General features: G+C 65.0%; 18 protein-coding genes. 9 read left to right on the forward strand and 9 right to left on the reverse strand.

The features are described from left to right. Window positions 1–92: 92 nt before the first annotated feature. The gene (gene dnaA / locus G584_RS0105130) at window positions 93–1,406 is read right to left on the reverse strand and encodes a chromosomal replication initiator protein DnaA (protein ID WP_028493652.1); all 1,314 of its coding nucleotides are present in this window, start codon (window positions 1,404–1,406) and stop codon (window positions 93–95) included. Between dnaA and mnmG the strand changes: the two genes are divergently transcribed. From mnmG to G584_RS0105150, 4 genes are read left to right on the forward strand one after another with little or no spacing between them, the layout of a single operon-like run. After that, window positions 1,390–3,264 (forward strand): tRNA uridine-5-carboxymethylaminomethyl(34) synthesis enzyme MnmG, encoded by a 1,875-nt coding sequence (mnmG, locus tag G584_RS0105135; RefSeq protein ID WP_276324491.1) that lies wholly within the window; start codon window positions 1,390–1,392, stop codon window positions 3,262–3,264. The two genes, dnaA and mnmG, sit on opposite strands and share 17 nt — an antisense overlap. 34 nt (window positions 3,265–3,298) lie before the next feature. Next, window positions 3,299–4,027, forward strand: coding sequence for a 16S rRNA (guanine(527)-N(7))-methyltransferase RsmG (rsmG, locus tag G584_RS0105140; protein WP_028493654.1), 729 nt, complete (start codon window positions 3,299–3,301; stop codon window positions 4,025–4,027). Beyond that, window positions 4,021–4,773 (forward strand): chromosome-partitioning ATPase Soj, encoded by a 753-nt coding sequence (gene soj, locus G584_RS0105145; protein WP_028493655.1) that lies wholly within the window; start codon window positions 4,021–4,023, stop codon window positions 4,771–4,773. Before rsmG ends, soj begins: the two co-directional genes overlap by 7 nt. Then, window positions 4,757–5,569 (forward strand): ParB/RepB/Spo0J family partition protein, encoded by an 813-nt coding sequence (locus G584_RS0105150; RefSeq protein WP_028493656.1) that lies wholly within the window; start codon window positions 4,757–4,759, stop codon window positions 5,567–5,569. Before soj ends, G584_RS0105150 begins: the two co-directional genes overlap by 17 nt. Here G584_RS0105150 and G584_RS0105155 read toward each other — a convergent pair. From G584_RS0105155 to G584_RS0105165, 3 genes are read right to left on the reverse strand one after another with little or no spacing between them, the layout of a single operon-like run. Further along, the gene (locus G584_RS0105155; RefSeq protein WP_038050738.1) at window positions 5,557–7,626 is read right to left on the reverse strand and encodes a DNA internalization-related competence protein ComEC/Rec2; all 2,070 of its coding nucleotides are present in this window, start codon (window positions 7,624–7,626) and stop codon (window positions 5,557–5,559) included. The two genes, G584_RS0105150 and G584_RS0105155, sit on opposite strands and share 13 nt — an antisense overlap. Next, window positions 7,613–7,921: a ComEA family DNA-binding protein gene (locus G584_RS0105160; RefSeq protein WP_028493658.1), complete on the reverse strand. Its 309-nt coding sequence runs from the start codon at window positions 7,919–7,921 to the stop codon at window positions 7,613–7,615. Before G584_RS0105160 ends, G584_RS0105155 begins: the two co-directional genes overlap by 14 nt. After that, window positions 7,894–8,544: a YcxB family protein gene (locus G584_RS0105165; RefSeq protein WP_028493659.1), complete on the reverse strand. Its 651-nt coding sequence runs from the start codon at window positions 8,542–8,544 to the stop codon at window positions 7,894–7,896. The genes G584_RS0105160 and G584_RS0105165 overlap by 28 nt, the downstream gene beginning before the upstream one ends. 23 nt (window positions 8,545–8,567) lie before the next feature. Here G584_RS0105165 and G584_RS0105170 point away from each other — a divergent pair, with 23 nt between their 5' ends. The 5 genes from G584_RS0105170 to pfkA all read left to right on the forward strand — a co-directional run bounded on the left by G584_RS0105170 (window position 8,568) and on the right by pfkA (window position 12,121). Continuing rightward, window positions 8,568–9,218: a glycerophosphodiester phosphodiesterase gene (locus G584_RS0105170; protein ID WP_028493660.1), complete on the forward strand. Its 651-nt coding sequence runs from the start codon at window positions 8,568–8,570 to the stop codon at window positions 9,216–9,218. Window positions 9,219–9,228: 10 nt separating this feature from the next. Beyond that, window positions 9,229–9,759 (forward strand): inorganic diphosphatase, encoded by a 531-nt coding sequence (locus G584_RS0105175; protein ID WP_028493661.1) that lies wholly within the window; start codon window positions 9,229–9,231, stop codon window positions 9,757–9,759. Window positions 9,760–9,844: 85 nt separating this feature from the next. Further along, on the forward strand, window positions 9,845–10,342 hold the full coding sequence (locus G584_RS0105180) for a hypothetical protein (RefSeq protein WP_028493662.1): 498 nt from the start codon (window positions 9,845–9,847) through the stop codon (window positions 10,340–10,342). Window position 10,343: 1 nt separating this feature from the next. Continuing rightward, window positions 10,344–11,156, forward strand: coding sequence for a 16S rRNA (cytidine(1402)-2'-O)-methyltransferase (gene rsmI / locus G584_RS0105185; protein WP_028493663.1), 813 nt, complete (start codon window positions 10,344–10,346; stop codon window positions 11,154–11,156). Next, window positions 11,153–12,121 (forward strand): 6-phosphofructokinase, encoded by a 969-nt coding sequence (pfkA, locus tag G584_RS0105190; protein WP_028493664.1) that lies wholly within the window; start codon window positions 11,153–11,155, stop codon window positions 12,119–12,121. The genes rsmI and pfkA overlap by 4 nt, the downstream gene beginning before the upstream one ends. A gap of 27 nt (window positions 12,122–12,148) precedes the next feature. Here the strand turns inward: pfkA and G584_RS0105195 are convergent, their stop codons facing one another. From G584_RS0105195 to G584_RS0105215, 5 genes are all read right to left on the reverse strand, one after another. Beyond that, window positions 12,149–12,604, reverse strand: coding sequence for a hypothetical protein (locus tag G584_RS0105195; RefSeq protein WP_028493665.1), 456 nt, complete (start codon window positions 12,602–12,604; stop codon window positions 12,149–12,151). Between the two features lie 16 nt (window positions 12,605–12,620). Further along, window positions 12,621–14,969: a phenylalanine--tRNA ligase subunit beta gene (pheT, locus tag G584_RS0105200; RefSeq protein WP_028493666.1), complete on the reverse strand. Its 2,349-nt coding sequence runs from the start codon at window positions 14,967–14,969 to the stop codon at window positions 12,621–12,623. Next, a complete protein-coding gene (gene pheS / locus G584_RS0105205) occupies window positions 14,966–16,027 on the reverse strand; it encodes a phenylalanine--tRNA ligase subunit alpha (protein WP_028493667.1) in 1,062 nt (353 codons plus the stop codon). Before pheS ends, pheT begins: the two co-directional genes overlap by 4 nt. A 71-nt stretch (window positions 16,028–16,098) precedes the next feature. Continuing rightward, window positions 16,099–17,016: a restriction endonuclease gene (locus tag G584_RS0105210; protein WP_211218399.1), complete on the reverse strand. Its 918-nt coding sequence runs from the start codon at window positions 17,014–17,016 to the stop codon at window positions 16,099–16,101. Between the two features lie 15 nt (window positions 17,017–17,031). After that, window positions 17,032–17,691: a DUF5639 domain-containing protein gene (locus tag G584_RS0105215; protein WP_028493669.1), complete on the reverse strand. Its 660-nt coding sequence runs from the start codon at window positions 17,689–17,691 to the stop codon at window positions 17,032–17,034. Between the last annotated feature and the right edge of the window lie 2 nt (window positions 17,692–17,693).

A 17,693-nucleotide genomic window follows, 5' to 3' on the forward strand; every position in this document is an offset into this window, starting at 1 on the left:
AGGGGGGGTGGGTTTTCCACAACTTATCCACAGGGTTATCCACAGGAAAACCCAGGTTATCCACAGGGTTATCCACAGGTTATCCACAGGGGTCATGTCAGGGCCTCTTTCAGGCTGCGGAGCAGCTTCTGCACCTCGCGGTCGCTTTCCGAGAGCTCCTGAACCTTTTGGATGGCGTAGAGGACGGTGGTGTGGTCCCGCCCCCCGAAGAGTTGGCCGATCTCTGGGAGGGAGGAGCGGGTGAGCTCCCGTACCAAGAACATGGCGATTTGTCGAGGCAGAACTACCTCCTTGCGCCGACCCCCTCCCACCAGATCCTCCGGTCGCAGGGCGAAGTACTCCGCCACCTTGCGCACGATTTCGTAGGGATCCACCTCCACTTCCTTGGAGGCGAAGATGTCGGAAAGCGCCTTGGCGGCCACGGCGCGGGTGAGTTCCACCCCGTTTAAGGAAGCATAGGCAATGGTGCGCATCAGGGCGCCTTCCAACTCGCGGATGTTGGAAGTCACCTGCCGGGCTATGTACTCCAACACCTCCTCGCTGATCTTCAAGCCCCGTTGCTCGGCGTTCATCTTGAGGATGGCAATACGGGTTTCCAGGTCAGGGGGCTGGATGTCGGTGATGAGGCCCCATTCGAACCGGCTTCTTAAGCGGGCCTCGAGGGTCAGGATATCCTTGGGGGGCCGATCGGAGGAGAGGATGATCTGTTTGTGGGCCTCGTAGAGGGCGTTGAAGGTGTGGAAGAACTCCTCCTGGGTGCGCTCCTTGCCGGCGATGAACTGGATGTCGTCCACCAAGAGGAGGTCCACGGAGCGGTACCGCTCGCGGAACTCCGTCATGCGGTCCTCGCGGATGGCGTTGATGAGCTCGTTGGTGAAGGTTTCCGTGGATACGTACTCGATCTTAAGGTGAGGGAAACGCTTGGCCACGGAGTGTCCCACGGCATGCATGAGGTGGGTCTTGCCCAGGCCCACGCCCCCGTAGATGAAAAGGGGATTATAGGCCCGCCCCGGGGACTCGGCCACCGCCACTGCTGCTGCGTGGGCCATAGAGTTATTGGGCCCTACCACGAAGTTTTCAAAGGTGTACTTGGGGTTGAGGTTGGGCTTATTGGCTTGGGGAGGGGTAGGGGTGTGAAATATGTCCTCCTGAACGGCCACGCTGGGGACCACCCTGAGCTCGAACCGGGGAGGCTGGGCCCCCAGGAGGCTTAGAGCTTCCTGGATAAGCTCGGCGTAGTGGCGCTTGATCCAGTCCAGGGCGAAGGAGGTAGGCACCGCCAGCTGGAGTACCCCATCCTGGATGCCCAGCGGGCGGATGCGCTCAAACCAGGTGTGGAACTCCACCTCGGTGATGTTGCGGCGGATGTGTTCCAGGATGTGTTGCCAGATGGCCTCGTGGGTCAAGGCTACCCCCCGCGTTTCCGGAGGAACATTCTACGTCAAGGCCTTGGGTAAAGTGGAGGGTGGGATGCGCTACGACGTGGTGGTGGTGGGAGGTGGGCATGCAGGGCTGGAGGCGGCCTGGGCGGCTGCGGCCCTCGGGGTGCGGGTGGCCCTGGTCACCATCAACCCCGAGCGCATAGGCATGATGCCCTGCAACCCGGCGGTGGGCGGACCCGGCAAAAGCCAGCTGGTGGCGGAGCTCACCGCCTTGGGGGGGCTTATGGGCCGGGCGGCGGACGCCACCGCCATCCACACCCGGGTGCTCAACCGCTCCAAGGGACCGGCGGTGCAAAGCCTGAGGGTCCAGGTGGACCGGGATCTCTATGCCTTGAAGGCGCGGGAGATTCTGGAGGAAAGGCCCATCGAGGTGATCCGGGGAGAGGTGGCGAGCCTCTGGGTGGAGGGGGGAAGGCTTCTTGGGGTGCGCACCGTGGATGGGCGGGGGATTCCCGCTAAGGCGGTGGTGGTGGCGGGGGGAACCTTCCTGGGCGGGGTGGTCTGGTACGGAAGGCGTTCCCGGCCAGCGGGGCGGCAGGGGGAGCCGCCGGCCCGGTTCCTTTCCCGGAGCCTCGAGGCCGTCGGCCACACCCTGCGCCGGTTCAAGACGGGGACCCCGCCCAGGATCCGGGCGGATTCCGTGGAGTTTTCCGAGCTCTTGGTGGTGCCCCCGGAGGTACCCCCGGGAAGCTTCACGGGAAGCCCCGGACCCCATGCGGCCAAGCTTCCCACCTGGCAGACCCGGACCACGCCCCGCACCCACCGCCTGATCTTGGAAAACCTGCACCTGTCTCCCCTTTATGCGGGGGATATCGTGGGCATCGGCCCCCGCTACTGCCCCTCCATCGAGGACAAGGTGGTGCGTTTTGCCGATAAGGAGAGCCACCTCCTCTTCGTGGAGCCGGACGGGCTCGCCACCAGCGAGGTGTACCTGCAGGGGTTCTCTTCAAGCCTGCCGCCGGAGCTCCAGGAGGAGATGGTGAGAAGCCTGCCGGGGTTTGGTCGGGCGGTGATCCAACGCTACGCTTACGCGGTGGAGTACGACAGCCTGGACCCCACGGAGCTCACCCGGGGGCTCCAGTCCCGCTTCCTCCCTGGGTTGTTCGCTGCTGGGCAGGTGAACGGCACCTCGGGGTACGAGGAGGCTGCGGCCCAGGGCCTCCTGGCGGGGCTGAACGCTGCTCGGTACGCCCTGGGCCTCTCAGAGGTGCACCTCCCCCGGGAAAGCGGCTACATTGGGGTGATGGTGGACGACCTGGTGGGCCGGGGCACGGACGAGCCCTATCGGATGATGACCTCACGGGTGGAGCTCCGCCTCCTCTGCCGGGCGGACAATGCGGACGAGCGCCTGGTGCCCTTGGCGGTGGAGTGGGGCCTTAGGCCCAGGGAGGACCTGGAAGCGGTGAGGGAAAAGTACCGCCGGGTGGAGGCGGAGCTAAGGCGCCTCGAGGCTCTGCGGGTGGATGGGGTGAGCGGCCTGGTGTGGCTGAGGCGTCCGGAAAACACCTACAGGACCTTGGCGGAACGCTTTCCCCCACCCGTCCCCTTGAGCCCCGAGGAGGCCTACCAGGTGGAGGTGCGGGCCAAGTACGCGGGGTACATAGAGCGGCAGGAACGGCTGCGGGAAAAGCTGAGGGACCTGGAGGCCTTTCGCATACCCGAGGGTTTGGAGTTCCCCCGGGTCCCGGGCCTTTCCCGGGAGGCCGTGGAAAAGCTTTCCCGGGTGAGACCCCGCACCGTGGCGGAGGCTGCCCGGATCCCCGGGATACGGGACTCAGATCTCACGGCCCTGTTGGTGCACCTTAGGGTGCTTTCCCGGTAAGGGGAATGTTTCCCGTGAAACATTGGGGGTGGGGGTGGGTCTAAGCCCAAAGGGCGTTCGGCTTCTTCTGGAGGGTGGAAGGGCCTTGGGGCTAGACCTGGAGGCGCACCTTTCGGCTTTCTCCCGCCTGTACGACCTCCTCATGGAGGCTAATCTGCGCACCAACCTCACGGCCTTGCGCACAGAGGAGGAGGTGGTGGTCAAGCATTTCCTGGACTCCCTCACCCTCCTCACCTTGCCCCTCTTCCAAGGAGCATGGCGGGTGCTGGACCTGGGCACGGGGGCGGGGTTTCCCGGGCTTCCCCTGAAGATCGTGCGCCCTGAGCTGGAGGTCACCCTCCTGGACGCTACCAAGAAGAAGGTGGCCTTTGTGGCCCATGCGGTGGAGGCCCTTGGGCTGAAGGGCGCCTACCCCCTCTGGGGTCGGGCGGAGGAGCTGGCCCACCTTCCCGAGCACCGGGAGGCCTACCACCGGGTGGTGGCTCGGGCGGTGGCTCCCCTTTGCGTCTTGGTGGAACTGGGCCTGCCCTTTGTGGCCCTGGGGGGGCGTATGGTGGCCCAGAAGGGTCCGAGGGTGACGGAGGAGGTGACCCCCTTGCCCAAGGCCCTAGCCCTCCTGGGAGGTGGCTCGGTTACCGTCCATACCTTGGTCCTTCCCGTGGTCCAGGAGGAGCGGAACCTGGTGGTGGTGGCCAAGGAGGCCTCTACCCCAGCCAAGTATCCCCGGCGGCCGGGGGTGCCCGGGAAAAATCCTTTATGCTAGGGTCCAAGGTGTTGCGGCGGATCGCCCTGGTGAACCAGAAAGGGGGGGTGGGCAAGACCACCACCGCCATCAACCTGGCCGCCTACCTGGCCCGCATGGGGAAGAAGGTGCTCTTGGTGGACCTGGACCCCCAGATGAACGCCACCAGCGGCCTTGGGCTCCGGCCCGAGCGGGGGGTGTACCAAGTGTTGCAGGGGGAGCCCCTGGAGGCCTTGGTGCAACCCGTGGACGGTTTCTATTTGTTGCCTTCCACCCCGGAGCTGGTGGGGGCCACGGTGGAGCTCCTGGAAAGACCCCTGGCCCTGGGGGAGGCCTTACAGGACGAGGGGTACGATATCACCCTTTTGGACGTGCCTCCCAGCCTCACCCCCCTAACCCTAAGCGCCCTGGCGGCGGCGCACGGGGTGGTGGTCCCGGTGCAGGCAGAGTACTACGCCTTGGAGGGAGTGGCGGGGTTGCTCTCCACCCTGGACGAGGTGCGCGCCCGGCTGAACCCGCGCCTTAGGCTTCTCGGCATCCTCATCACCATGTACGACGGCCGGACCCTTTTGTCCCAGCAGGTGGAGGCCCAACTTCGGGCCCACTTCGGGGAGAAGGTGTTCTGGACGGTGGTACCCCGGAACGTGCGGCTGGCGGAGGCCCCGAGCTTTGGCAGGACCATCGCCCAGCATGCCCCCACCTCGCCGGGGGCCCACGCCTACCGCCGTCTGGCCGAGGAGGTGATCGCCCGTGTCCAAGAAGGCTAGCGGTTTAGGGAGAGGCCTCGAGGCCCTCCTGCCCAAGGGCGGCGGAGGGGTGGTCCGGCTTCCCTTGTCCGCCATCCGGCCCAACCCCCACCAGCCCCGCCGAAGGTTCTCCCAGGAGGGTTTGGAGGAACTTGCCGCTTCCATCCGGGAGAAAGGCCTGCTTCAACCCCTGGTGGTTCGTCCCAAGGGGGAGGGGTACGAACTGGTGGCCGGGGAGAGGCGCCTTAGGGCCGCGGAGATGGCGGGCCTAAAGGAGGTTCCCGCCATCATCCGCGATCTCACGGACCAGGAGGCCATGGAGGTGGCCCTGGTGGAGAACCTGCAGCGGGAGGACCTCACCCCGTTGGAGGAAGCCCGGGGTTACCAGGCCCTGTTGGGTTTGGGCCTCACCCAGGAGGAGGTGGCCAAGCGGGTGGGTAAGGCCCGCTCCACGGTGGCCAACGCCCTGAGGCTTTTGCAGCTTCCCGCAGAGGTTTTGGAGGCCTTGGAACGGGGGCTCATCAGCGCGGGCCACGCCCGGGCCCTTTTGATGCTGGAGCCTGAGGACCGGCTTTGGGGCCTGAGGGAGATCCTGGAAAAAGGGCTTTCCGTGCGCCAGGCGGAGGCCTTACGGGAGCGTTTGGTGCGGGAACGGGAGCGCAAAACCCAGGAACCCTCCCCCCTTTCCCTGGAGCTCTCTCGGCACCTGGGCCTGCCGGTGCGGGTGGTGGGGGGAAGGAGGGGGAAGGTGGTCATCCACTACCGCTCCCTGGAGGAGCTAGAGGCCCTTTTAGAGCGGCTGGGTTACCAGGCGTAGCCAAAAAGGACCCGCACCGCGCCGTTTTGGTCGGTGCGGTAGACCTTTACCCCATGGTGGGCCAGGCGCTTCAAGACCTCGGGGTAGGGGTGGCCATGGGGGTTCCTTCCCACGCCTATTAAGGCCACCTGGGGCCGGGCGCGTTCCAGGAGACCGGCTTCCGTGCTCGTGCGGGAGCCGTGGTGGCTCACCTTAACCACGGCCACCCGTGGGGGGCTTAGCCTTTTCTCCACCTCCGCGGGTACATCGGCCAGGAGGAGGGCCTTGGGCCCGGCGAAGTCCAGGAGGAGGACCAGGCCGCTTTGGTTGTCGTCTGCTTGCGGGCCAGGGGGCCAGAGGACCTCGAGGCTCCCTTTTCCCACGCGAAGCCGGGTACCGGTTCCGGGGAAGAGGATGGGCACCTTCCGGCTTTGCAGGGCCTGGACCAGGGGGTGCTCCTTTGGGAAGGCGGGGGAGAGGAGAGCGAGGCCGATGGGAACCTCCTCGGCCACCTTAAGGAGGCCTCCGTGATGGTCGGCATCGGGGTGGGTGGCCACCAGGACCTCGAGGGCCTCCACCCCCAGGGCCCTTAGGGCCCGCACCACCTTTTCCCCTTGCTCGGGCCGGCCCCCGTCCACCAGCACCTCGGCCCCACCCAGCCGGGCCAGCAGGGCATCCCCCTGGCCCACGTCCAGGGCAAAGAGGTCCAGGGGCTTGGGCCAGGAGGCGAGGAGGCTGACCAGAAGGGGAAGGCTGGCAAGGAGGAGGGCTTTCCGCCAGGGGAGAAGCCGGTGCAGGGCCAGGGCCAAGGGGAAAAGCCCAAGGTAGTAGAGGGCGAAGCCCAAAGGGGAGATTTCCCCCCAGCTTAAGAGTGGGCCACGGCTTGCGGCCTGAGCCAGGAGAAGGAGGGCCCTGGCCAAAGGTTCCAGAAGGGGTGCCAGAAGACCCCCAAGGAAGAGCTTGAGGAATCCCAGGGGTACCAGGAGGGAGGCCAGGGGCAGGGCCAGGAGGTTGCTGAGGGGGGAGAGGAGGGGTAGGAAGCCGAAGCGGTCAAGGAGAAGGGGAACCAGGGGGACCTGGGCTGCCAGGCTGGTGAGAAGGGCTCCTGTTAGGTACCCCCGTGCCCCCTGGGGTCGGGGAAGGGCGGGCAGGAGGAGGGCGATCCCCGCAACCGCCAGGTAGGAGAGCTGGAGGGAAAGGCTTAGCAGGCTTGCGGGCCACCACAGGAGCTGGAGAAAGAGGGCGAGGCCCAGGGCCTGGAGCACCCCGGCGGCTCCAAGGCCGAGGAAGAGGCCCAGGAGGGATAACCCGGCCATGAGGCTGGCCCGCACCAAGGAGGGGCTTGGCCCCGCCAGCCAGAGGTAAAAGGGTAGAGCGAGGAGGGCCAGGAGGTAGCGCCATCGGCCCAAAGGGGTGAGAAGGAAAACCAGGCTTGCCACCAGAAAGCCCACGTGGAGGCCCGAGAGGGCCAGGAGATGGGCGATCCCTGCCTTTTGGAACTGGGCGTAGGTGTCCTCGAGTTCCCTTTTGTCCCCCAGGACCAGCCCCTCCAGTACCTCGAGGGCAGGGGGCGAGAGCCCCTGCGCCAGGCGGGCACGGAAGGGAGCCCGAGGATCGGGAAGCGGAGCCAGGGGTTCCGCCCGTTCCACGTGAAACACCCCCCTTATCCCCCGGGAGAGGAGCCAGGTGCGCTGGTCAAAGCCCCCGGGGTTGCGCTTGCCCTGGGGTGGAGCCAGGTACCCCCGCAGCCGGTAGCGGCCATCCTCCAGGCCCGGGTAGTGCTGCACCCAAAGCCTGTGTCCCTGCCAGAGGATCGTGCCTTGGTGGAGGGTGAAGACACCCTCGAGGCGGGTGCCGTAAGGGGGTTCCGGTACGGGGAAGAGGAGGCCCCGGAGGAGGACCAGAACGAGCCCAAAGGCCAAGGGAAGTCGGAGGAGGGGGAGGAGGAAGGGCGCTAGGAGAAGGACCCAGGGATGGAAAAGTCCCCAGGCTCCCAGGAGCCCGCCTAGACCCAGGCCCACCCCTGGACCCCAGGTGGAGAGGAGAGGCTTGGGGAAGACTGCCCTAGGGCCGGACATAGGGCCTGAGCCGTTCCAGGGTGGCGGGGCCGATGCCCTTGACCCTCAGGAGGTCCTCCACCCGGGTGTAGGGTCTTCCCTCCACGATCCTCTGGGCCAGCACGGGGCCGACCCCAGGGAGGGTCATGAGTTCCTCGAGGGTGGCTTGGTTCAAGCTGATGGGTTCGGGGGCTGGGGGCTCGAAGCTGGCCTCCGCCAGGACTTCCACCCGCACCGGTTGGGGTTTGGGGGCCAGCTTGGGCCAAAGGTTGAAAAGACCCAGGAGGGCTACCGCGAGGAGGTAGAGGAAAACCACTCCGTCAAGGCCAAACCAAGCCCGCCTAGGAGAACCCCGGCCAGCACCCAAGGATCTGCCCCTGGGTTCAGGGCCACGAAGGCCACGGTGTAGGCCAGGGTGAGGAGGGAGAGGACCTTCAAGGGGAGGGCCAAAGGGTTTCTCCCTCCCTGGGCCTTGGGTATGGGAGCCGGAGAAGGGGGTTCCGGCTCCGGAGCTAGCTCCACCGAGTTCCGTTTGGGAGGGGGTTCCTCCTCCCACACCGGGGTTTTGGGGGGCTCGGGAGGAGGGGGTGGGGGAGGGGTTTCCTGGGTCAGGGGGGTCTTGGGGGCGGGGGCTGGAACCGAGGTGGCCTTGCGGGCCCGGGCCACGTGGGGTTTCAACCCTTCCAGAAAAGCCTTAAGCTCCTCCAAGGGGAAGGCCTTCAGGGGGAGGACCAGGGAATCCCCCTCCCCTTGTACCAGGAGGGTACCGGCTTCTCCCTTGCCTACCCGGCGGATCCTGGCCAGCTCCATACGCTTTACCCCGGCGTCGTCCACAAAGACGAGATGGGTTTCGGTGATGGCCAGAAATCCACCCGGCCCTTCCAGCTTGGCCAAGGCTTCCTCGCCCAGGCGGGAAAACGCCGCTTCATACTTACCCATGGCCCCATTGTATACTCCCCCTCGTGCCCTTGCGCTTGGGACACCGCGGCGCCCCTCGCCTGGTGGAAGGCGAGGCCCAGGCCTATGTGGAAAATACTCTGGAGGCTTTCCGCCAGGCTTTGGAGGCTGGACTGGATGGGTTTGAGCTGGACGTGCACCTCACCCGGGATGGGGTGCTGGTGGTGCACCATGACTTTACCCTGGGGGGCATCCCTATTAACGGGGTTTCCTCTAGGGAACTCCCGGCTTATGTGCCCACCCTCGAGGAAGTGCTGAGGACCTTCCCCGGGGCCTGGATCAACGTGGAGCTGAAAAGCCTTCCCCCGGAAACCGACGGCCGGGAGGAGGCCTTGGCCAGGCTCCTGGCCCGCTATCCCTCGGATAGGATCTGGGTGAGCTCCTTCGATCCCTTGGCCCTGGTGCGCCTTAGACGGCTTGGGGTGGGTCCCCTGGGCCTTCTTTACCAGCACGAGGAGGCGGAGGCCCTGGCCCCCTGCCTGGGGGTGGAGTGGGTGCATCCCGAGGCCTCTCTGCTCACCGAGGCCAAGGTGAGGGAGCTAAGGGGCCGCTACCGGGTACTGGCCTGGACGGTGAACCGCCGCCAGCAAGCCCAGGAATTGGCCGCCTGGGGGGTGGATGCCCTGGTCACCGATTTCCCGGGGGTCCTCGTATAATGGGGGGGCTATGGCGAACCTGAAGAGCCTTCCTGTGGGTAAGGGTGCCCCCGAAGTGGTGCACATGGTCATCGAGGTGCCCAGGGGTTCCGGCAACAAGTACGAGTACGATCCAGATCTTGGGGTTATCAAGCTGGACCGGGTTCTCCCCGGGGCCCAGTTCTATCCCGGGGACTACGGGTTCATTCCCTCGACCCTGGCCGAGGATGGGGATCCCCTGGATGGCATCGTTCTCTCCACCTACCCCCTTTTGCCCGGGGTGGTGGTGGAGGTGCGGGTGGTAGGCCTCCTCCTCATGGAGGACGAAAAGGGCGGGGACGCTAAGATCATCGGGGTGGTGGCGGAGGACCAGCGCCTGGACCACATCCGGGATATCGCTGATGTGCCTGAGGGGATTAAGCAGGAGATCCAGCACTTCTTTGAAACCTACAAGGCCCTCGAGGCCAAGAAAGGCAAGTGGGTGAAGGTGACGGGCTGGCGCGACCGGCAGGCGGCCTTGGAGGAGGTGAGGGCCTGCATCGCCCGCTACGGGGCCCGTTGAGGCCGGTCCCTGGGGAAAACCGGAAGGGCCTAGCCGAGGGGCCAGGCCCTTTTTAAGCGGCTTACAATGGGGTTGGAGGAGGCTTATGGTTTGCCCGGCGTGCGGGGAAACCCTGGAGCTGGAGGGGTACAAGGCGGGGGACCTGGTGGACTGCGAGGCCTGCGGGGCGATTTTACGCCTGATTTCCGACGGCACCCTGGAGCTGGTGGAGGCTCCCCCCGAGGAGGAAGGGGAGGCCCTTTGGGGAATCACCGCCTATGGGGAAGGGGAGGAGGCGGTTCTGGTTTTTTCCGACGGCACTTTGGAAGAGGAGGTGCGGGCTCTTAAGGCCGATCTCTTGGAAGCCCTTCGCCGCTTGGATGAGGGAGTGGGGGAGGAACCCCCCAAGGAGGCCGAGGACGAACCCAATCTGGAGCCCGACTACCTGACGGCCCATGTGGAAACCGACCAGGGCCCCATGGCCCTGCGCCGCATCCTCTTTCCGGGGAGCCCGGATCTTTTGGAGTTCACCCTGCCCTCGGGCTCGGTATACCAGTTCACTTTCCACGAGGTCCAAGAGCTTCTGAGGCCCGTGCTTCTTTAAGGTGCGCCTGGTACTGGTACCCACCCCCATCGGCAACCTGGAGGACATCACCCTAAGGGCCCTGAGGGTGCTCAAGGAGGTGGAGGTGGTGGCCTGTGAGGACACCCGGCGTACCGGGCTTCTCCTCCGCCACTACGGCATCTCTACTCCTACCCTGCGCTTGGACCAACACACGATGGGAAGGGCCAGGGAACTCCTTGCCCCTTACGCTTACGTGGCCTACGCCACTGACGCCGGCACCCCGGGCATCTCCGATCCCGGGGCGGAGCTGGTGCGGCTGGCGTTAGAATGGGGCTGGCGGGTGGAAGCGCTTCCGGGTCCCACCGCCCTCATCCCCGCCCTGGTGGCCTCGGGCCTGCCCACCCACCGCTTCACCTTTGAGGGGTTTCTGCCCAAGGGGGGCAAGGAGCGCAAGGAACGGCTTTGGGCCCTGGCCCGGGAAGGGAGGACCGCGGTGCTGTACGAAAGCCCCCATCGCCTGCAAAAAACCCTGGAGGACCTCATGGGGGTCTACGGCCCCGGGCATCCCGTGGCCGTGGCCCGGGAGATCAGCAAGGTGCACGAGGAGATCTTCCGGGGGACCCTGGAAGAGGCCTGGAGGCACTTTAAAAATCCGAGGGGTGAGTTCGTTTTGGTGCTGGGGCCTAAGGAGGCGCCACCTGTGGAGGCCAAGCGGGTCTTGGAGGAGCTAAAAGCCCAGGGCCTTAAGGGTAAGGCCCTTTTCCGGGCCCTTCTGCAGAGGGGGGTTCCCAGGAACGAGGCCTATCGCCTGGCTTTGGAAGGGGAGAAGAAGCCCTTTGAGGAGGGAGAATGAAGCGCATAGGGGTGTTTACTTCCGGCGGCGACGCCCCGGGGATGAATGCGGCCATCAGGGCGGTGGTGCGCCAGGCCTATGCCTTGGGCCTCGAGGTGATCGGCATCCGCCGGGGCTATGCGGGCATGATCCTGGGGGAGATGGTGCCCTTGGGGGTGCGGGATGTGGCCAACATCCTTCAGCGGGGGGGAACCGTCCTCCTCACCGCAAGAAGCCAGGAGTTCCTCACGGAAGAGGGCCGGGCCAAGGCGGCGGAGAAGCTCAAAGCGGCGGGCATCGAGGGCCTGGTGGCCATCGGAGGGGACGGTACCTTTCGCGGGGCCATGCGGCTTTTGGAGGAGCATAAGGTCCCCGTGGTGGGGGTGCCCGGCACCATCGACAACGACCTTTACGGCACCGATTACACCATTGGCTTTGACACCGCGGTGAACACGGCCCTCGAGGCCATAGACCGCATCCGGGACACCGCAGCCAGCCACGAGCGGGTCTTCTTCATCGAGGTCATGGGGCGGGACTCCGGGTTCATCGCCCTGGATGTGGGGCTGGCTGGGGGGGCCGAGGTGATCGCCGTGCCCGAGGAACCCGTGGACCCCAGGGCCATCGCCGAGGGGCTTCTGGAATCCCTGCGCCGGGGCAAGTCCAGCTCCATCGTGGTGGTGGCGGAAGGGGCCTATCCCGGAGGGGCGGCGGGGCTTCTTGCCGCCATAAGGGAGCACGTGCCGGTGGAGGCCCGGGTCACGGTCCTGGGCCACATCCAGCGGGGCGGGAGCCCCACGGCCAAGGACCGCATCCTGGCAAGCCGCCTAGGGGCGGCAGCGGTGGAGGCCCTGGCTGGGGGGACCAGCGGGGTCATGGTGGGGGAGGTGGAGGGGGAGGTGGAGCTCACCCCCCTCAAGGAGGCGGTGGAGCGTAAGAAGGACATCAACCGCTCCCTTCTGGCCCTGTCGCGGATTCTGGCCCTCTAGATAGCCTTGCGGCTGACCTAGATAGCCTTACGGCCGATCTAGGCCGAGGGCCCGCCTGAGCCATGGGGAGGTCCAGGCCAGGCGGAAGGCTTCCCGGGTGAAGGGGCTCTGGCTCACCCCGTCGTAGACCGGGGTGGGAAGGTTCAGGGAGGGGTAGCGGAGGCTCCCGGCGGCGGTTTTTTCCCAGGGATAGCCGGTCCAGATGGCCAGGGCCACGAAGAGGCCCAAAAGGAACCCTCCCAGGGAGCCCAGGAGGACCTCGAGGCCCTGGGAAAGGGAGGGAAGGGGGAGGCTTTTGGCCAGAAGCCCCAGGAGAAGCCCGAGGCCAAGACCCCACCAGGGGCCGGCAAACCCCACCTGGGCCAGGAGGAGGTAGAGCACCACCCCAAGCCCGGCGAAGGCCCCCTGGAGGCCGTTCCGGTAGCCCCAGGCCAGGGCCACGGCCAGGCCTAGCAGGGCCAAGAGGTCCACCCAGGTAAGCATGGCCCTAGTTTACCGCCTAGCCCCGGATATCCCAGCCCCGGCTTCTTAAAGCCGTCAGGAGGCGGGCCATGGCCTCCTCCACCTCCTCGTCCTTGAGGGTGCGCTCGGGGTGGCGGAAGCGCAGGTGGAAGGCCAGGCTCTTCTCCCCAACCCTAAGGGGTGGGCCCTGGTAGAGGTCAAATAGCCGTAGGCTTTCCAGGTAGGGTCCCGCTGCCTGGCGAAGGAGGGCCTCCACCTCCCCGTAGGGCGTGGCCTCGGGAACCACCACCGCCAGGTCCCTGAGGGCTAAGGGGTAGCGGGAGGGGTCTTGGAAGCGGAAGGGTTTTTCGGGAAGGGGGAGGTGAAGCTCAAAGATATAGACCGGGGGAAGCTCGAGGGCCTTGAGGATCTCCGGGTGCACCTGGCCCAGGAATCCCTTTTCCTCCCCGGCCACCCGCACCTTTCCCGAAACGCCGGGATGGAGGAAGGGGTAGGGATGGGCCTCCACCCTCAGGTCCAGGCCCAGCCGGTTCAAAAAGGCCTCCAGAAGCCCCTTGAGGAGGGGGTAGCCGGAAAGCTTCTTTCCATGGGGAAGCCCCAGGCCTTCCCCGAAGAGGAGGCCTGCCAGATGGGTTTCCTCCCTCACCCAAGCCCCCTCTCGCCCGAAAACCCTGCCCACCTCAAAGAGAAGAGCTCTTTCCGGGCGGTCCAGGGCCAGGTTTTCCTTGAGGAGCCTGAGGAGGCCGGGGAAGAGGTGGGTCCTCAGGGCAGCCTTTTCGGGACTCAAGGGATTTTTGAGGCGCCAGGGGGGCGGGGGCAGGCGGAAGAGGGAAGCCTCCTCGGGGTCCATGAAGCTATAGGTGTAAACCTCCTGGAAGCCAAGGCCCGAAAGGAGTTCCCGCAGGCGGCGCTCCCTTTGGTAGGGCTTCTCCACTCCCCGGTTGTCGGGGGCGGGGAAGAAGGCAGGAAGGTCCAGGGGAATGCTTTCGTAGCCCTGGATTCGGGCGATTTCCTCCACCAGGTCCTCTTCCAGCTCGAGGTCCAGGCGGCGGCTAGGGGGTGTGATCCGATAGGGACCTTCCCCCTCTACCCGGCAGCCCAGGCGCCTTAGGATGGCAAGCTGTACCTCCTCCGGGTACTGGGTGCCGAGGAGCTGGTTGGCGTACGCAGGGCGGAAGGGAATGGGCTTGGGTGCCTGGGGAGTTCCTTCCTCCAGGATGGTCTCCGCCACCCGGGCCCCTGCCAGGGTCTGGAGGAGGCTTAGGGCCCTTTGGGCTGCGGGTACCTGGCCCAAGGGGTCCACCCCTCGCTCGAAGCGGTAGCTGGCTTCGGTGCGGAGGCCATGCCGCCTGGCGGTTTTGCGGATGGAAACGGGGTCAAACTGGGCCACCTCGAGAACGATGGCCCGAGTGTCCTCCTTCACCTCGCTTTCGGCGCCCCCCATGACCCCGGCGAGGCCGATGGGGAAACTTTCCTCTCCCCGGTAACCCGCGATCACCAGGTCCTCCGGGTGGAGTTCCCTTTCCACGCCATCCAGGGTGACGAGCTTTTCCCCGGGTTTGGCCCGGCGCACCAGGATACCCTCCCCCACGAAGCGGAGGTCAAAGGCGTGCATGGGCTGGGCCCGTTCCAGCATCACGTAGTTGGTGATGTCCACCACGTTGCTTATGGGCCTCATCCCGCAGGCGAAAAGGATGCGTTGGAGCCAAAGAGGGCTCGGCCCCACCTGGAGGCCAAAGGCGTAGGAAAGGGTGAAGTGAGGGGCCCCGTGAGGATCTTCCACCCGGAGGCTAAAGGGTAGGGGTACCTTCTCCGTTTCCAGCCGCACTTCGGGCAGGACCAGGCTGTAGCCCAAGGCGTGAAGGTCAAAGGCCAAGCCCAGGATCCCCAGGGCATCCGGGCGGTTGGGGGTGACCTCTATGTCCAGCACCTCCTCCTCCGGCCAGGCCTCGGCCAGGGGGGTGCCGGGAGGAAGGGTATCGGGAGGGAACTCCAGAAGCCCACCGCCGTATTCCCCTACCCCGAGTTCCTTAGGCGATAGGGCCATGCCGTGGGAGACCACCCCCTGGATGGTTCTTTCCCCGATGGCTAGGCCTCTTACCTCCGTGCCGGGAAGGGCCAGGGCCACCCCGATTCCCGCCCGGGCGTTTCCCGCTCCCGAGACCACCTCCACCACCTTTCCTGCATCCAGAACCAGGCGTTTCAGGCCGGTGCCGGGGATGGGGTGGGCCTCGAGGACCCGGGCGAAGACCACGCCGCCGGGTATCTGGAAGATCCTTTCCATGCGGTCGGTCTCAAAGCCGAGACCGGCGAGCCGCTCCTCCAGGACCTCGGGGCTTTCCAACTCGGGCACGTAGCTTTTTAGCCAGGAGAAAGGCACCCTCATAGAATCCCCCGGAACTGCTCCAGGAACTTAAGCCTTCCCCCGAAGAAGTAGCGGATGTCGGGGATGTTGTAGCGGAGCATGGCCAGGCGTTCGATTCCGAGCCCAAAGGCGAAGCCTGTGACCCCCTGGTAAGCGGGGGGAAGGCCCAGGGCTTTTCGGTACTCGTCCACCGCCTGGAAGACCTTGGGGTGGACCATCCCGGCCCCTCCCAGCTCCAGCCATTTCCTTCCCTCGGGCCACCAGATGGCGAACTGGGCCCCGGGTTCCACGAAGGGAAAGTACACGGGCTGGAAGCGCACCCGGGACTCGGGGCCGTAAAGGGCCTGGGCCAGCTCGTAGATGGCTCCCTTCAGATGGGCCATGGTGATCCCTTCCCCCACCACCAGGCCTTCCAGCTGGTGGAAGACCGCCTCGTGGGTGGCGTCCGTCTGCTCAAAGCGGAAAACCCGCCCCGGCACCACGATGCGGAAGGGAGGGGTGTGAGCCACCATGTAGCGCACCTGCATGGGGGAGGTGTGGGTGCGAAGAAGGAGCCTTCCCCTCACCTCTTCTCCCAAGGGGCCAGGAAGGCTATGCTCCTCCCCTTCCAGCCAGAAGGTGTCCCACATGTCCCGGGCCGGGTGGTGCTCGGGGATGTTCAGGGCGTCAAAGTTGAAGAACTCGCTTTCCACCTCGGGGCCTTCCACCGCCTGGTAGCCCAGGGAGCGGAAGATCTCCACCAGCTCCCGCTCCATGAGGGTGATGGGGTGGAGTCCCCCCGTGAAAACCTGCACCCCTGGTAGGGAAACATCTTGGCGCTCCCTTTCCAGGGTCCTTCTCAGCTCCTCTTCCACCAGGGCTTTTTCCCGCTCCTCCAGGGCCCGTTCGATGGCCTCCTTGAGGGCGTTTAGGGCCTGGCCCTTCGCTTTCCTTTCCTCGAGGGGAAGGCTGGCAAGGGCCTTCATCTCCTGGGTGAGGAGGCCCTTTTTGCCCAGGTAGCGGGCCTTCAGGGTTTTTAAGGCCTCGAGGTCCCGGGCTTCTCGGATGGCGGCTAGGGCTTCTTGCTCGAGCTCCTGCATCTTTAAGAGAATACCTTGCCTCGTCCAGGGCGTGGGGAGGGTGGGGCAAGGAGATGAAAGCGCCGGTTCCCCTACTCTCCTTCACCAGACAGGTCGGAGAAATAGTCCGTGTCCACCCGCTTGATCTCCAAGGTACGGACTACGGAAACCCCGAGCCCATATTCGTACATAAGCTGGGCTAAGTCTCTACCATCTAGCAACACAACCTTTTCACTGAGCCCCTTTGCATAATCGCGGGCATCCTTGGTGAACTCTGACGTGGTAAGAAAAACCCCCTTTTTTGCCTTCTTCCCCGCCAAGGCGCCGACAAACTTCTGGATCTCTGGCCGACCCACACTCTGGGACCAGCGCTTTGCCTGCAGGTAAATGGTGTCCAGCCCCAGGGGATCTTGGCGAATAACTCCATCGATGCCTTCGTCGCCACTACCCCCGGTTAGTTCACCCGCTTCCAACTGGGGGCCACCATAGCCCATTTTTAGCAGCAGATCCAAAACGAGCCTTTCGAAGGCGCTGGGGGATAAGTTCCTTATCCTTTCCAGTAACTCCCCTGTTACCGCGGAGCGGAGCTGTTCAAGAGCTCTATCTATTTGCTCTTCTGGGGGATCAACGGGATCAACCTTCGTCCTTTTCCTGAAATCTTTAAATTCTGGAAACCGCATGAGATAATCGTTGTCTATTCGGTCGGGATTTTCTCTAAGAACTTCCTTACCACGCTCGGTGATGCTTACCCGACCCCGTTCGGGGCTCTGTATTAGCCCGGCCTTTTTCAAATAGGTTCGTGCCCACCACACCCGGTTTTCAAACACGGTTCGCCTACCGCTTGCAATTCTAGCCGCGCGCTCTTCCTCTGTAAGCTTAAACTCGTCAGCTAGTTTTTGAATGAGGTTCGTCATGGAGTGGATTTGCCCATCCGCAAGCTTTAGCAGTAGGGGCTTCATCAAAGTTTGGTAATCAGGTATAGGCATGAGGACCTCCCCGTCTAAGGGCATCTCGATTGTGAAAGATTATAAAGCTTCTGCGAGTTTCCGGAAGATCTCTGGTGGCTCCGGGGCCCTGCCCCCATCCGTCCAGGAGAAGCGAAGGTCCCTGAGAGGACCCTCCCCCACCCCCATCCCCTGGGGGAAGAGGGGCCGCAGGTCCAGGGGTCCGGCCTCCTCCCCGCCGAAGGCCTCTTGGAAGCGGGCCACCTCCTTCTCGTGGCCGAAGTGAAAGGCGTAAAGCCACCACCTCCCTCCCTCCAGGAGGGCAAAGAGGAAGCGGGGATGGGGGGTAAGCTCGGGAAATTCTCCGGTGAAGGGCCTCTTTAGAAAGACGGAGGCCTGCCCCGGCCTCAGGCGAAAGACCACCTCGAGGGCCTTTCCTAACAGGCCAAAACTCCCCACAAAGGGCCGCACCAGGTCGTAACCCTGCACGTTCTTCACCACCACCCCCCCGGCCCGCACCACCCTTCCCTTGGGGGTCTTAAAGGTCAGGCCCAGGACCTCCGCCGGAAAGAAGAAGGTTTGGCCAAAGCCCCCCCGTTCCAAAAGCCCCCCCACCCCTCCAGGGAGCTCCACAGGGGGGAAAGGGGGATAGAGCCGGGTGCCGGAAAGCCTTTCGTAGACGGAAAGAAGCCCGGCCTCCCCAGGGGCCACCAGGTACTGATCGGCGGCGTGGAGTTCCATGG

The sequence above is a fragment of the Thermus antranikianii DSM 12462 genome, assembly GCF_000423905.1.
Taxonomy (GTDB): Bacteria; Deinococcota; Deinococci; order Deinococcales; family Thermaceae; genus Thermus; species Thermus antranikianii.

Excerpts from the sequence above, each read along its gene's own strand:
- G584_RS0105175 (WP_028493661.1), top strand. The coding sequence starts at position 9,229 with ATGGCGAACCTGAAGAGCCTTCCTGTGGGTAAGGGTGCCCCCGAAGTG.
- soj (WP_028493655.1), top strand. The coding sequence starts at position 4,021 with ATGCTAGGGTCCAAGGTGTTGCGGCGGATCGCCCTGGTGAACCAGAAA.
- mnmG (WP_276324491.1), top strand. The coding sequence starts at position 1,390 with ATGGCCTCGTGGGTCAAGGCTACCCCCCGCGTTTCCGGAGGAACATTC.
- G584_RS0105165 (WP_028493659.1), bottom strand. The coding sequence starts at position 8,544 with ATGGGTAAGTATGAAGCGGCGTTTTCCCGCCTGGGCGAGGAAGCCTTG.
- G584_RS0105210 (WP_211218399.1), bottom strand. The coding sequence starts at position 17,016 with ATGCCCTTAGACGGGGAGGTCCTCATGCCTATACCTGATTACCAAACT.
- pfkA (WP_028493664.1), top strand. The coding sequence starts at position 11,153 with ATGAAGCGCATAGGGGTGTTTACTTCCGGCGGCGACGCCCCGGGGATG.
- pheT (WP_028493666.1), bottom strand. The coding sequence starts at position 14,969 with ATGAGGGTGCCTTTCTCCTGGCTAAAAAGCTACGTGCCCGAGTTGGAA.
- G584_RS0105195 (WP_028493665.1), bottom strand. The coding sequence starts at position 12,604 with ATGCTTACCTGGGTGGACCTCTTGGCCCTGCTAGGCCTGGCCGTGGCC.
- G584_RS0105180 (WP_028493662.1), top strand. The coding sequence starts at position 9,845 with ATGGTTTGCCCGGCGTGCGGGGAAACCCTGGAGCTGGAGGGGTACAAG.
- pheS (WP_028493667.1), bottom strand. The coding sequence starts at position 16,027 with ATGCAGGAGCTCGAGCAAGAAGCCCTAGCCGCCATCCGAGAAGCCCGG.
- G584_RS0105215 (WP_028493669.1), bottom strand. The coding sequence starts at position 17,691 with ATGGAACTCCACGCCGCCGATCAGTACCTGGTGGCCCCTGGGGAGGCC.
- G584_RS0105155 (WP_038050738.1), bottom strand. The coding sequence starts at position 7,626 with ATGTCCGGCCCTAGGGCAGTCTTCCCCAAGCCTCTCCTCTCCACCTGG.